At 70.1% G+C, this 13,230-nt stretch carries 12 protein-coding genes; 11 read left to right on the top strand and 1 reads right to left on the bottom strand.

The window, feature by feature from the left end; translation table 11 throughout:
* Positions 1 to 2 precede the first annotated feature (2 nt).
* The 10 genes from AB0M51_RS19895 to AB0M51_RS19850 all read left to right on the top strand — a co-directional run bounded on the left by AB0M51_RS19895 (position 3) and on the right by AB0M51_RS19850 (position 11,570).
* Positions 3 to 698: a class I SAM-dependent methyltransferase gene (locus AB0M51_RS19895; protein WP_344197527.1), complete on the top strand. Its 696-nt coding sequence runs from the start codon at positions 3 to 5 to the stop codon at positions 696 to 698.
* A 91-nt stretch (positions 699 to 789) separates the two neighbouring features.
* Positions 790 to 1,341, top strand: coding sequence for a hypothetical protein (locus AB0M51_RS19890; protein WP_344197525.1), 552 nt, complete (start codon positions 790 to 792; stop codon positions 1,339 to 1,341).
* Positions 1,342 to 1,420: 79 nt separating this feature from the next.
* Positions 1,421 to 2,581 (top strand): ABC transporter substrate-binding protein, encoded by a 1,161-nt coding sequence (locus AB0M51_RS19885; protein ID WP_344197523.1) that lies wholly within the window; start codon positions 1,421 to 1,423, stop codon positions 2,579 to 2,581.
* The gene (locus AB0M51_RS19880) at positions 2,581 to 4,353 is read left to right on the top strand and encodes an ABC transporter permease subunit (RefSeq protein WP_344197521.1); all 1,773 of its coding nucleotides are present in this window, start codon (positions 2,581 to 2,583) and stop codon (positions 4,351 to 4,353) included. The genes AB0M51_RS19885 and AB0M51_RS19880 overlap by 1 nt, the downstream gene beginning before the upstream one ends.
* Positions 4,350 to 5,636, top strand: coding sequence for a hypothetical protein (locus tag AB0M51_RS19875; RefSeq protein ID WP_344197519.1), 1,287 nt, complete (start codon positions 4,350 to 4,352; stop codon positions 5,634 to 5,636). The genes AB0M51_RS19880 and AB0M51_RS19875 overlap by 4 nt, the downstream gene beginning before the upstream one ends.
* 10 nt (positions 5,637 to 5,646) lie before the next feature.
* Positions 5,647 to 7,047 (top strand): DNA repair protein RadA, encoded by a 1,401-nt coding sequence (gene radA / locus AB0M51_RS19870; RefSeq protein ID WP_344197517.1) that lies wholly within the window; start codon positions 5,647 to 5,649, stop codon positions 7,045 to 7,047.
* 111 nt (positions 7,048 to 7,158) lie between these two features.
* A complete protein-coding gene (locus tag AB0M51_RS19865; protein ID WP_344197515.1) occupies positions 7,159 to 8,133 on the top strand; it encodes a beta-ketoacyl-ACP synthase III in 975 nt (324 codons plus the stop codon).
* A gap of 168 nt (positions 8,134 to 8,301) precedes the next feature.
* Positions 8,302 to 9,396: a DNA integrity scanning diadenylate cyclase DisA gene (disA, locus tag AB0M51_RS19860; protein WP_344197513.1), complete on the top strand. Its 1,095-nt coding sequence runs from the start codon at positions 8,302 to 8,304 to the stop codon at positions 9,394 to 9,396.
* A 120-nt stretch (positions 9,397 to 9,516) separates the two neighbouring features.
* Positions 9,517 to 10,089 (top strand): PadR family transcriptional regulator, encoded by a 573-nt coding sequence (locus tag AB0M51_RS19855; RefSeq protein ID WP_344197511.1) that lies wholly within the window; start codon positions 9,517 to 9,519, stop codon positions 10,087 to 10,089.
* The gene (locus tag AB0M51_RS19850) at positions 10,065 to 11,570 is read left to right on the top strand and encodes a DHA2 family efflux MFS transporter permease subunit (RefSeq protein ID WP_344197509.1); all 1,506 of its coding nucleotides are present in this window, start codon (positions 10,065 to 10,067) and stop codon (positions 11,568 to 11,570) included. Before AB0M51_RS19855 ends, AB0M51_RS19850 begins: the two co-directional genes overlap by 25 nt.
* 5 nt (positions 11,571 to 11,575) lie before the next feature.
* On the opposite strand, the gene AB0M51_RS19845 is transcribed toward AB0M51_RS19850, so the two are convergent.
* Positions 11,576 to 12,244, bottom strand: coding sequence for a hypothetical protein (locus tag AB0M51_RS19845; RefSeq protein ID WP_344197506.1), 669 nt, complete (start codon positions 12,242 to 12,244; stop codon positions 11,576 to 11,578).
* A gap of 66 nt (positions 12,245 to 12,310) precedes the next feature.
* Here AB0M51_RS19845 and AB0M51_RS19840 point away from each other — a divergent pair, with 66 nt between their 5' ends.
* Entirely contained in the window at positions 12,311 to 13,159 is an 849-nt protein-coding gene (locus AB0M51_RS19840) for an A/G-specific adenine glycosylase (protein WP_344197504.1), read from the top strand.
* Positions 13,160 to 13,230: the final 71 nt, after the last annotated feature.

Genomic DNA, 13,230 nt, shown 5'->3' with positions numbered 1-13,230 from the left:
CTGTGAGCATCGCGGAAGGCGGGATCCCGAGCCCGAACATCTGGCAGCACCCGAAGGTGTACGAGATCGAGAACCGGGCGGTCGACCCGAACGGCGTGATCGAGCCGGCGATGCGGGCGATCCGGGACTGGGCCGGTGGGAACGTGCTCGACATCGGCTGCGGCACCGGGTTCTACCTGCCGATGTTCGCGGCGACGGCCGCGAAGGTGGTCGGCGTCGAGCCGCACGGCGGCCTCGTCGACGCGGCCCGACGGCGTACCCGGTCGTTGCCGAACGTCGAAGTACGGCAGGGATCGGCGCAGCGGCTGCCGGTGCCGGACGCGTCGGTGGACGTGATGCACGCGCGGTGGGCGTACTTCTTCGGTCCGGGATGCGAGCCCGGGTTGACCGAACTGGACCGGGTGATGCGCCGCGGCGGGACCGCGTTCGTGATCGACAACGACGGCAGCCGGTCGACGTTCGGGCAGTGGTTCAGCACGTCGTACCCGATGATCAAGGCGCCCGTGGTGGAGAGGTTCTGGGCGGACCGCGGCTGGCAGCGCACGCGGCTGGACATGGGCTGGCGGTTCGAGAGCCGGGCCGACCTGGAGGCGGTGGTGAAGATCGAGTTCACCCCCGAGGACGCCCGCCGGATCCTGGCCTCGCACACGGGTGTCGAGGTCGACTACGCGGTCAACCTGTGGAGCCGCGGTTACTGAGCGACACCCCATTGCCTGCGGATGGGCCCCCGATCCCCATAGGGTTGACGAACCGATTCGACGGGGCAGTCGTGGGAGGCGCCGGGCACAGATGGACGGACTGCTGCTCGAACGCGTACCGGGCCTGCCGGAGCGGCTCCGGATCGACGTAGGTGAGCAGCGTGCGGTGGTGGTACCGCATGCGGCCGACCGTCGCAGGCTGGCGGACCTCCTGATCGGTCTGGAGGATCCACCGCCGAACGCGATCGTCCTGCCCGGCGGCCAGGTCCGGCTGGTACCGGCCGAGGGCGGACTGCTCCCACACCTGACAGTGCTCGGCAATGTCGTGCACGGCCATCTCACGACGCAAGCGGTCACCAAGCAGGCCGCTCGCGAGCAGAGCCGGGTACAGGCCGTCGGCTGTGGGCTCGAGGACGTGCTGGATCGCTACCCGCACGAGATCACGCCAGGGCGTCGCCGGCTGGCCGGTGTGGCCCGTGCGCTCGGCGCTTACCCGCGGGTGATCGTGCTGGAGGACGCGAACGGTCTGCCGACCTGGGGCTCGCTTCTGTCGATCCGGCCCAACCCTGACCTCGCCTCGGTCGCCCTGCTGCTCATCACGACCAGCACGACCCGTACTACTGGATTCGACGATGCCGAGTAGCCGCAGAACGTTCCTCGGAGCCGCAGCAACGCTCTTGCTGACCGGGTGCTCCACTGACGTCCTAGGACTGCGCCGTGCGGTGCGTGTGGCCGTCAGCTGGAGCGGTGAGGAGCTACGCGCGTTCCACAAGGTCCTGGGCGGTCTCGGCTCGTTGAGCTACCCGGTGGAGGTCATTCCACTCGGCGACGACATCTCGACAGCTTTCGACGCCCCTGCCGCCAGGAGGCCGGACGTCGTGATGCTGCCGCAGCCAGGCCTCGTACGGGAGCACTGGCAGGAGCTGGCGCCGATGCCCGACGACCTCGCCCAACGAGGTCAGGCGAGACTCTGGCGGGACCTCCTGGTGCAGAAGGGACAGACGTACGGCGTTCCGTTCAAGACGGCGCACAAGTCCGCGGTCTGGTATCGCCCGTCGGTGTTCCGGCAGGTCGGCGTACAGCCACCGCAGCATTGGTCGGACTGGCTGAAGTTGAACGGGACACTGATAGAGGCGGGCGTAACCCCGCTGGCCCTGGGCGCCGGAGACGGCTGGGTGCTCACGGACTTCCTGGAGAACGTCCTGCTGGGCATCGCGCCCTCGGTGTACGTCGGGCTCGCTACGGCAGCCCATCCTCGTCCCTCGCAGCAGCCGGAGTTCGCGGCCGCACTGCGGATGCTGGGCACGATGTGGTCGGCACCCGGTGCGCTGGCGGGTGGTGTGAAGGAGTCACTGGTCCAGCAGTTCCCGGACGCCCTGGTGGAGGTTTTCGGGCATCGCAGGGCCGCGATGGTGCTCGCGTCCGACTTCGCGGAGCCGGTGGTCCGCTCGTTCGCCGCCGATCCCGACGACATCGCGCTCTTCACGTTCCCGCCGATGTCCGACGGGGCTGCGGCGCCGGTCGTCGTGGGCGGTGACGTGATGGTGCTGACGGCACCGATCTCGGACGACTCGCGCGACCTGGTCCGTCGGCTGGCCGACCCGAAGGCCGTCGATCCGTGGATCGCCGAGGGCGGTTTCCTGGTCGACGGGCGCACCACCGGGTACTCCCCCGAGCTCACCCGGCTCGCGGAGCAGCTCACGATGCCGGGTGAGCAACTGCAGTTCGACCTGTCCGACCTGCTCGGAGCGCTCGGCGGCATCAACGGGCTCTGGCGGGTGCTGACGGACTTCCTGATCGCGGTGGGCGGCCGGGGCGCGGACGCCTTGCCGGACGCGGTCGACGCGGCGGTGCGGGCGATGCGGAAGGTGGAGACGAGCTGATGGGGCTGCAGACGAACGGCCTGTCGCTCGAGGTCGTCGGCCGGGAGATCACCGGCCGGCCGGTGCAGGGCAAACCGCGGCGGCCGGCCGGACCGTTCCTGCTCGGGCTGCCGGCGCTGCTGCTCAGTTGCGTCCTGCTGATCCCGATCGGCGTCACCGTGGTGAAGGCGTTCGTCACGAACAAGCATTTCGGGCTCGGGAACTTCGCGGTGATCGGCGACCCGGGCGCATTGCATGCCGTCGGCAACAGCCTGCTCTGGGTGCTGATCGCCTTCGGTACAGTCGCGGTCGGGTTTTCCCTTGCGTTGCTGAGCTATCGACTGCCGGCGGTCACGACGTTGCTGCAGCCCGCGCTGGTGATTCCGTTCGCGGTCTCGGTGCTGGTGTCCGGTGCGACCTTCCGGATGATCTTCGACCCGACACCGGAACGCGGGACGATCACTGCGATCTCGACCCGTCTGTTCGGCTCCAGCCCGGTGTGGCTGGGTCCTGGCTTGTTCTGGATCGTGCTGATGTCGGCGTTCGGCTGGACGTGGCTCGGGTACGTCGTGTCGCTGTTCCGCGCCGGTCTGGACGCGATACCCGACGACATGTCCCGGACGCTCGCGGCCGAGGGAGTACGGGGCTGGAAACGCCTGTGGGCGTTGGAGATCCCGCTACTGCGCCCGATCACCGGTGTGGTCACGCTGACATTGGTCATCGCCGCGGTACGGGTCTTCGACCTGGTACTGATCGTCGTACCGGGGTCCATGCAGCGGTCTGCCGACGTACTGGGGCTGAACTGGTGGCGGGCGTCCACGTCCAATGTGGACTCCGGGCGTACGGCGGCGTTGGGTGTCGTACTGTTCGCGATCGTCGCGGCTGTCGGGCTGATCGGCGTACGCGGGCTGCGACGTCGGCGGTGGGCGATGCCGGTTTCCGTCGTACCGCAGGAGCCAACGTCGAGAAAGCCTCGACCGCGGCCGGTGGTACGGCGGCTCGGGTGGTTCATCGGGTCGGCTGTGGCGCTGGTGTGGGTGTTTCCGGCCGTAGTACTCGTGGCCACTGCACTGCACTCGCCACGGGAGGCAGGGCTGCGTGGCTGGTGGTCGCCGTCGGGGTTCGGGTTCTCGTCGCTCGCGGATGCGGCCAATGTCGGGCTGTTCCGAGCGTTGCTGTCCACGCTGGTCATTGCTACGGCTGCGACCGCGGTACTGCTGGTGATTGCGGTGCCTACGGCGTACCTGGTCGCTTGGGGCGGTCTGCCGCCGCGGCTGGGCCGGGTCGCGATGGCCGTGTTTGTGGTCCTCGCTGTGACACCTGTGCAGATGTACGCCGCTCCCTTGCGCGATGCGATCGACGCAGCGGGCCTGGCCGGGTCACGGGTCGCGCTGGCGCTGGTCCACGCGGCAGCTGGTCTGCCGTTCGCAGTACTGCTCCTGCGGTCCGCCTTCGCGTCGGCACCGCCCGCTGTCGTGTCTGAAGCCCTGCAGGGACCGGTGCGGCAGAGCGCAGTATTGGCGACTGTGCAGCGGACGTATCGGCCCGCACTGATCGCTGTTGCGGTGTTGGAGTTCGCCCTGGTGTGGAACGACTTCATCGTTGGGTTCCTGATCAGTGGACCCGGTACGACGCCGCTCTCGTTGGTGCTGTGGGGTGAGGCGCGGCAGTTCTCCACGTCGAGCGGACCGGTCGCGGCGGCGGCTGTTGTCGCCTCCGTCGTACCTGTGGTGCTGTTGCTGTCCTTCTGGCGAACCGTGGTGCGTGGGCTGACCACAGGGAGCCGGCCATGAGTGAGGAGCAGCCGAAGCCGGCGGAAGAACGGGAAGAGCCGTCGCTGATCCAGGACGTGGGCCTGACCATCAGCGCCGTCTCCATCGCGTTACTCACCGACCTGTCGTCGCAGCTCCTCAGCCAGAGCTTCGGGAAGACCGGCGTGCAGTGGGCCGGGTACTCCGTGGCGCTCCTGCTCGTGGTCACGATCGTGATCCGGCTGCGCGCCCGGGCCAAGCGGATCCGGCGCCGTCGGCAGCTCGGCATGAGCGACCTCCATGTTGCTGCTGAAGAGGCGGAGCAGTGGATGGTCGCGCTCGGCTCCAACGCCGGCGGCATGGCCGCTGCCGAATGGTTCACGCTGCAGGAGGACCGGCTCTGGGAGCTGCTCGCGAACGAGAAGCCTCACAACGACTCCATCGACGACTACGCCCGCATCTGCGACGCACTGGAGGCCTGGTACGTACGCCGTCCGCACCCGGAGGCGCTGCTTCAGCTCAGTGAGCTGCTCAGCGCGGCAGCGGAAGCAGCCGGCCGCCGGAGCCTCTCCGAACTCGCAGCAGCCCGCGCGGCAACGGCGTACCGCATGCTGGGTGATCTGGACGCGGCCAACGCCCGGCTGAGCGTCTCGGACAACATCGGCGCCAACGGCCGTACGGCGTTCGCGCTGAAGATGCGGCGGCAGGTGGAGCGGGCCTTGGTGAACCTGGCCATCGCGGATCGGGCACCGGCCGGCAACGACCGCGACGAGGCCGTACTGAACGCACGGGACCGTCTGGACGAGGCCCGCCTCCGCCGGCCCGGCCCGGACCTGGCTGCCGATGTGGCGATTTCCATCAACCTGGCGGTCGTGCACCTCTACCAGCACGACAGCGAGGGCGCACTGGAACACCTGCGGCCCGCACACGCCCACGCCACCGCGGCAGGTGACGTCAGCGGCGAGGCACACGCGCTGGAGCTCATCGGTGTCGCCGCCTGGATGCAGCGCAACCGCAACGAGGCCGTCGGCCGCTGGGAGCACGCCGCCCACCTGTACGCCGAGATCGACGAACGCGAAGGCCACGCCCGCTGCCTGCAGCACCTGGGCTCCGCCGAGGTCGCCGAGGGCAACCTCGAGAGCGCCTTGGTCCTGCTCGAACAGAGCCGGCAGTTGCGTACCTCGGAGAGCGAGCTCCTCACCAAGTACCTCGACGCCGCCCGGCGTACGTCGGAGCTGCCGGCGGTCGACGAGGACCCGCCGCACCGGAAGGCCGGGACCTGGCTGAAACGTGCCTTCAGGCGTTTTGTCGGCGGCCTCGAATAGGTTGAGGTCCATGGCGAAGGCGGCGACTCAGGCGAAGGGCAAATCGGCGTACGCGTGCTCGGAGTGCGGGTGGACCTCGGCGCGGTGGATCGGCCGGTGCGGCGAGTGCCAGGCCTGGGGCACGGTCGCCGAGGTCGGGGCGCCGAAGGCCGCCCGGATCACCGCCGGTCCGGTGTCCTCGCCGGCGATGCCGATCGCCAAGGTGTCCGCGATCGAGGCCGAGTCCCGGCCGACCGGGATCGGCGAGCTGGACCGGGTGCTCGGCGGCGGCGTGGTGCCGGGCGCGGTGATCCTGCTCGCGGGCGAGCCCGGCGTCGGGAAGTCCACGCTGCTGCTCGAGGTCGCGGCGCAGTCCGCCCGCGGCGGCGAGCGCACGCTGTACGTGTCCGGCGAGGAGTCGGCCGCCCAGGTGCGGCTGCGCGCCGGGCGTACGGACGCCCTCGTCGACGACCTGTACCTGGCCGCCGAGACCGACCTGGGCGCGGTGGTCGGCCAGGTCGACGCGGTCGAGCCGTCGTTCCTGGTGATCGACTCCGTGCAGACCATGGCGCACCCCGAGGTCGACGGTGCGCCCGGCGGCGTGACCCAGGTCCGCGAGGTGACCGGCGCTCTGGTCCGGCTGGCCAAGGAGCGGCACATCGCGGTGGTCCTGGTCGGCCACGTGACCAAGGACGGCGCGATCGCCGGTCCGCGGATGCTCGAGCACCTGGTCGACGTCGTGCTGGCGTTCGACGGCGACCGGCACTCGGGATTCCGGATGGTGCGCGCGACCAAGAACCGGTTCGGCCCGTCCGACGAGGTCGGCTGCTTCGACATGGTCGACACCGGGATCGTCGAGGTCACCGACCCGACCGGACTGTTCGTCTCCGAGCACGCCGAGCCGGTCGCCGGCACCTGCGTGACCGTGATGATGGAGGGCCGCCGGCCGCTGCTGGCCGAGGTCCAGGCCCTCGTCGGCCCGTCGGCCGCGCCACAACCCCGGCGTACGACGTCCGGACTGGAGTCCTCCCGGGTGGCGATGGTGCTCGCCGTCCTGGGCAACCGCGCGGGGCTGAAGCTGACCGACCAGGAGGTGTACGTCGCGACCGTCGGCGGGGTCAAGATCACCGAGCCGGTGGCGGACCTGTCGGTGGCGATCGCGGTCGCGTCGTCGGTGATGGACAAGCCGATCCACCCCGGCCTGATCGCGATCGGCGAGGTCGGCCTGGCCGGTGAGGTGCGCCGGGTCGGCGGCCTGGAGAAGCGGCTGGCGGAGGCGGCCCGGCTCGGGTTCACCAAGGCGATCATCCCGGCCGACATCCCGAACCGCAGCCGCGAGGCGAAGCCGATGGACATCCAGAAGAAGTACGGTCTGCGCACCTTCGCGGCGCCCGACCTGCGCTCGGCCCTGAGCGCCGCCGGGTTGGCGTAACGAGCCTGTGTTCCGCGCCACAGGTGTGAGACAGGGGATCAACAGCAGCCGGTCGGGGAACGTACTCTGGGGGCGCCCCCACGCCCGACGCGAACCCGCAGGAGCAGGTAGATGACCGGATCAAGAGTTGTCGCGCTCGGCCACTACCAGCCCGAGCGGGTGCTCACCAACGACGAGCTCGCCACCATGGTCGAGACCAACGACGAGTGGATCCAGAGCCGGGTCGGGATCCGCGAACGCCGGATCGCCGCGCCCGACGAGTCCGTCGACGAGATGGCCTGGCGGGCCGCCGACAAGGCGATCGCGAACGCCGGCCTGGACGTCACCGAGATCGACTACGTGATCGTCGCCACCTGCACCGCGATCGACCGGTCGCCGAACATCGCGGCCCGGGTCGCCGCCCGGCTCGGTCTCGGCAACCCGGCCGCCATCGACCTGAACACCGCCTGCTCCGGTTTCGCCTACGCGCTGGCGACCGCCGACCAGGCGATCCGCGCCGGCGCGGCGACGAAGGCGATCGTGATCGGCGTCGAGAAGCTCAGCGACTGGACGGACTGGACCGACCGCACCACCTGCGTGCTGATCGGCGACGGTGCCGGCGCCGCGGTGCTGGTGGCGGACGACACTGCCGACACTGACGACGCTGCCGACACCGGCGGCGTTGCCGGTGTCGGCCCGGTGGTCTGGGGCTCGGTGCCGGAGATGTCCGACGCGGTCCGGATCGAGGGCCGCGAAGGCCCGTTCGCCCAGGAGGGCCTGAGCGTCTTCCGCTGGGCCACCACCCAGCTGCCGCAGATCGCCCAGCAGGTCTGCGAGAAGGCGGGCCTGAAGCCCGAGGAGCTGGGCGGCGTCGTCCTGCACCAGGCGAACCTGCGGATCATCGAGCCGCTCGCGAAGCGCCTCGGTGCTGTCAACGCGGTGGTCGCCAAGGACGTCGTGGAGTCCGGCAACACCTCGGCCGCGAGTATCCCGATCGCGCTCTCGAAGCTGGTCGAGAAGCGCGAGATCCCGTCCGGCGCGCCGGTGCTGCTGTTCGGATTCGGCGGCGGCCTCTCGTACGCCGGCCAGGTCATCCGCTGCCCCTGACACCGCTGACGTCCCGCCGACGCAGGCGGGAACGGGGTGTTGCACGGTCAGATGCACGAGCGAGTGCACGCGCACCCGGCGTCGGGCGCCGGACCGCGACCGCCCGTCGGGGCGAGGTGGCGGATATCCGCACATCTGCGTGCGCGGAACCGCATAGACTCAGGTTCCGTGGCGGCGAACACGGACAAGAACAGCCCCGGCGCCAAGCTGCGAGCGACGCTCGCGGCGGTGGCTCCGGGCACCGAACTACGCGAAGGCCTGGAACGAATTCTGCGGGGCCGGACCGGCGCCCTGATCGTGCTCGGTCACGACAAGGCCGTGGACGCGATCTCCACCGGCGGCTTCGAGATCGACGTCGAGTTCACCGCGACCGGGCTGCGGGAGCTCAGCAAGATGGACGGCGCGATCGTCCTCGACCGCGATGCCACCCGGTTGATCCGGGCGGCTGTGCACCTGATGCCGGACCCGGCGATCGCGACCCAGGAGACCGGCACCCGGCACCGCACCGCCGACCGCGTGCACCGGCAGACCGGCTTCCCGGTGATCTCGGTGTCGCAGTCGATGCACATCATCGCGCTGTACGTCGACAACCAGCGTTACGTCCTCGAGGACTCCGGCGCGATCCTGTCCCGCGCGAACCAGGCGCTCGCCACGCTGGAGCGCTACAAGCTCCGGCTGGACGAGGTGTCCGGCACCCTGTCCGCCCTGGAGATCGAGGACCTGGTCACGGTCCGGGACGTCGCCGCGGTCGCACAGCGGCTGGAGATGGTCCGCCGGATCGCCACCGAGATCGACGGGTACGTCGTCGAGCTCGGCACCGACGGCCGGCTGCTCACCCTGCAGCTCAACGAACTCGTCGCGGGCGTCGCCGGCGAGCGCGAACTGGTCGTCCGCGACTACCTGCCGCCGGCCACCGGGCGCCGAGCCAAGACTGCCGACGACGTACTGCTCGAGCTGGACGCGGTCAGCGCCACCGACCTGCTGGACATCGGCCAGGTCGCCCGTGCGCTGCAGATCGGCGGCGCCGAGCAACTGGACGCCGCGGTCACCCCGCGCGGGTACCGGCTGTTGGCCAAGGTGCCGCGGCTGCCGGGTGCAGTGATCGACCGGCTGATCGACCACTTCGGCCACCTGCAGAAGTTGCTGGCGGCAAGCATCGACGACCTGCAGACGGTCGAGGGCGTCGGCGAGAACCGGGCCCGCACGGTCCGCGAGGGCCTGTCCCGGCTGGCCGAGTCCAGCATCCTGGAGCGCTACGTGTAGTAGCACATCGTCACCAGGCGCCTCCGGTTCGTGAAAGAGCCGGAGGCGTCTTGCGTTTCCGCTCACACGGCCTAATACTCCAAGTGGAACATTTCGCACGGAACAATCCAGGTGGAGGACATGGCGGAGCTCACCCCGCTGGCGATCGCGGTGCTGGCGCTGCTGCGCGAACGGCCGATGCACGCCTACGAGATGTACCAACTGCTGATGAACCGCGAGCAGCACCGGATCGTCAAGGTGCGGCCCGGCTCGCTGTACCACACGGTCGAGCGGCTGGCCCGGCACGAGTACGTCCGGGCGACCGGGACCGACCGGGCCGGCAACCGGCCCGAGCGGACCACGTACGAGCTCACCCCGGCCGGCAGCGACGCACTCAGCGAGCGCGTCGAGCTCGGCATCGAGCAGCATGTCTACGAATACCCGCTCTTCCCGGTGGTACTGAGCGAAGCGCACAACCTCGACGTCGAGGACGCCGTACTGCGGTTCCGCCGCCGGGTCGAGGACCTGGACCGCTGGCTGGACGACGTGAACGGGACGATCGCGAAGGCCGAGGCGACCGGGGTGCCGGAACCGTACTGGATGGTCGCCGACTACCTGCGCGGCCAGGCCGCGGCGGAACGCGACTGGCTGCTCACCACCATCGAACGTATCGAGAGCAAGGACCTGGAATGGCATCCCCGCAAGACACAGTGAGGCCGGAGATCCGGCCGTGGCCGGCGCTCTGGGCGCTCGTCCTCGGCTTCTTCATGATCCTGGTCGACTCGACCATCGTCTCGGTCGCCACCCCGGCGATCCTCGAGGACCTCGGCTCGGACGTCGGCACGGTCGTCTGGGTGACCAGTGCGTACCTGCTCGCGTACGCCGTACCGCTGCTGATCACCGGGCGCCTCGGCGACCGGATCGGCCCGAAGAAGCTGTACCTGACCGGACTGTCGCTGTTCACGCTGGCGTCGGTGTGGTGCGGCCTGACGAACACGATCGAGCTGCTGATCGTGGCCCGGGTGTTCCAGGGCCTCGGCGCCTCGATGATGACGCCGCAGACGATGGCCGTCATCACCCGGATCTTCCCGCCGAACCAGCGCGGCCGGGCGATGAGCCTGTGGGGCGCGACCGCCGGCGTGGCCACACTGGTCGGCCCGATCCTCGGCGGCGTCCTGGTCGACGGCCTCGGCTGGCAGTGGATCTTCTTCATCAACGCGCCGGTCGGCGTGGTCGGCTTCTTCCTCGCGCTGCGGCTGGTCCCGGACCTGCCGACGCACGAGCACAAGTTCGACCTGGTCGGCGTCGTGCTGAGCGCGGCGGGACTGTTCCTGCTGGTGTTCGGGATCCAGGAGGGGCAGAAGTACAACTGGGGCACGATCACCGGCCCGATCTCGGTGTGGGGGCTGATCATCGCCGGTGTCGTCGTACTCGCGGGCTTCGTGATCTGGCAGTCCCGGAACAAGGGCGAGCCGCTGCTGCCGCTCGGACTGTTCAAGGAACGGAACTTCTCGCTCGCGAACGTCGCGATCACCACGGTCGGGTTCGCGATCACCGCGATGGCGTTCCCGCTGATGCTCTGGGCGCAGGCGGTCCGCGGCCTGTCCCCGACCCGATCGGCACTGCTGCTGGTCCCGATGGCGGTCATCTCCGGCGCGCTCGCGCCGTTCGTCGGCCGGCTCGTCGACCGGACGCCGCCGCGGTTCATCGCCGGGTTCGGGCTGGCGTGCTGCGCGGGGTCGATGTTCTGGATGAGCCAGGTGATCGAACCCGACGTACCGATCTGGCACCTGCTGCTGCCGATCGCGCTGCTCGGTGTCGCGAACGGGTTCATGTGGGCCCCGATCGGTACGACGGCCACCCGGAATCTCCCGCTGCACCAGGCCGGCGCCGGCGCGGGCGTCTACAACACGACGCGGCAGGTCGGTGCCGTGCTCGGCAGCGCGAGTATCGCCGTACTGATGGAGTCGCGGCTGGCGCACAACCTGCCGGGGATGAGCGGAGGCGCTTCCGCGGAGGGCTTCTCCAGCGGGAAGTTGCCGGCGATGGTGCGACAGGGGTTCAGCGACTCGATGGCGCAGTCGCTCGTCCTGCCCGCGCTCGTGCTGTTGATCGGACTGGTCGCGGCGCTGCTGTTCGCGGCACCGAGCCACCTCCGCAAGCAGCCGGAGACCGCGGCCGCCGAAGCAAGCTGATCGCCCTACACGACCTGGAAGGCCTGGGCGCCGGACAGGCGGCCGTTGTACTCGGCCTTGACGACATAGGTTCCAGGCTTGGCGACCGGTTGACCCGGAAGACAGCCAGGCCTGGACCGGTGTCCGTCCCAGGGCACCGTCACGGCGGACTGCTTGCCCTTGGCAACGACGAGGGTGGCGTTCTGGATCGCCTTCTCGCACTGCGAGGTGCTCCAGATCAGGTCCTTGCCAGACGTCACCGTGACGGTCAGGTTGTCGGTGCTCGCCTTGCAGCCGTCACCGGACGGGGTCAGCTGGACGACGAAGTTCAGCATCGAGCCGGAGACGATCTTGCGGTTCGCCGGCAGTGCGGCGACGTTCAGGTCCGACGGCTTGCACGGCAGGTCCGTGGGCGGAGTCGTCTTCGTCGGCTTCGGGGTGGTGGGTGTCCCGGTGGGTGTCTCCGTGGGCGTCTTCGTGGGCTTCGTGGTCGGCGTCGTACTGGGGGCCGAGGCCGGCGGCGCGGTCGTCGGATTCGGCTGCGGATCCGTGGCGGCCGCGTTCTGCGCGTCACCGCCGCCGAACAGGTTCGAGATCAGGATGATCAGCACCACAACGACCGCGAGCACAAGTCCACGCCGGAACCAGTACACGCTGGCGGGCAGGTGCCCGACCGGACGGAGCAGACTGCTCATGAAGCGCACTCTAATATCGGCACTGTGCTGGACCACTCAGGCTCGCCGTTAGCTCTCCATGCCCCTGTGCTCACGTGGTACGACGCCAACAAGCGGGTGCTGCCCTGGCGGGAGGCCGGCGCCGGGGCGTGGGCGGTGATGGTCAGCGAGTTCATGTTGCAGCAGACGCCGGTCAATCGGGTGCTCCCGGCGTACCAACGCTGGCTGGAGCGCTGGCCGACGCCGGCTGACCTGGCCGCAGAGGCCCCAGGTGAGGCTGTGCGGGCCTGGGACCGCCTCGGGTACCCCCGGCGCGCCCTACGGCTGCATGCGGCCGCTCAGGCGATCGTGGAGCGTCACGGCGGCGAGGTCCCCGACGACCACGAGGCCCTGCTGGCGCTGCCCGGCGTCGGGACGTACACGGCGGCCGCGATCGCATCGTTCGCGTTCGGCCAGCGGCATGCCGTCGTCGACACGAACGTCCGGCGCGTCCTCGCCCGTTCGCTCACCGGCGTCGCGCAACCCGCCGTCTCCCCCACCGCGGCCGACCAGCGGCTGGCGGTCAGCGCCCTCCCCGAGGACGAACCCACCGCCGCCCGCTGGGCAGTCGCCTCGATGGAGCTCGGCGCCCTGGTCTGCACCGCCCGCACGCCGAACTGCGCGGACTGCCCGATCCGCTCGCACTGCGCCTGGGTCCTGGCCGGCAGCCCGCCGTACGACGGCCCGCCCCGCCGCGGCCAGACCTACGAAGGCACCGACCGCCAGGCCCGCGGCCGCCTGCTCGCCGTACTCCGCGCGGCCACCGCACCCGTTCCCAAGCCGACCCTCGACGCCGCCTGGCCCCACGCCGCCCAACGCGAACGAGCCCTCGACGGCCTCGTCTCCGACGGCCTGGTAGAACCCCTCGCGAACGGCCACTACCGGCTGCCCGGCTGACCGAACCGCCGGTATTCCGTGAACGCCTCGAACCCGAGCGCCTCCGTAGACCGGCGCCCCCATCGCGGTTG

It is taken from the genome of Kribbella sp. NPDC051137, from assembly GCF_040682535.1.
GTDB lineage: Bacteria > Actinomycetota > Actinomycetes > Propionibacteriales > Kribbellaceae > Kribbella > Kribbella karoonensis.
Note: the sequence above shows the minus strand (reverse complement) of the source record. Positions and strands in the feature narration are given on the sequence as shown.

Coding starts and splice junctions, on each gene's coding strand:
- AB0M51_RS19855 (WP_344197511.1), top strand. CDS start 9,517: ATGGCGGAGCTCACCCCGCTGGCGATCGCGGTGCTGGCGCTGCTGCGC.
- AB0M51_RS19880 (WP_344197521.1), top strand. CDS start 2,581: ATGGGGCTGCAGACGAACGGCCTGTCGCTCGAGGTCGTCGGCCGGGAG.
- AB0M51_RS19890 (WP_344197525.1), top strand. CDS start 790: ATGGACGGACTGCTGCTCGAACGCGTACCGGGCCTGCCGGAGCGGCTC.
- AB0M51_RS19865 (WP_344197515.1), top strand. CDS start 7,159: ATGACCGGATCAAGAGTTGTCGCGCTCGGCCACTACCAGCCCGAGCGG.
- AB0M51_RS19850 (WP_344197509.1), top strand. CDS start 10,065: ATGGCATCCCCGCAAGACACAGTGAGGCCGGAGATCCGGCCGTGGCCG.
- radA (WP_344197517.1), top strand. CDS start 5,647: ATGGCGAAGGCGGCGACTCAGGCGAAGGGCAAATCGGCGTACGCGTGC.
- AB0M51_RS19875 (WP_344197519.1), top strand. CDS start 4,350: ATGAGTGAGGAGCAGCCGAAGCCGGCGGAAGAACGGGAAGAGCCGTCG.
- AB0M51_RS19845 (WP_344197506.1), bottom strand. CDS start 12,244: ATGAGCAGTCTGCTCCGTCCGGTCGGGCACCTGCCCGCCAGCGTGTAC.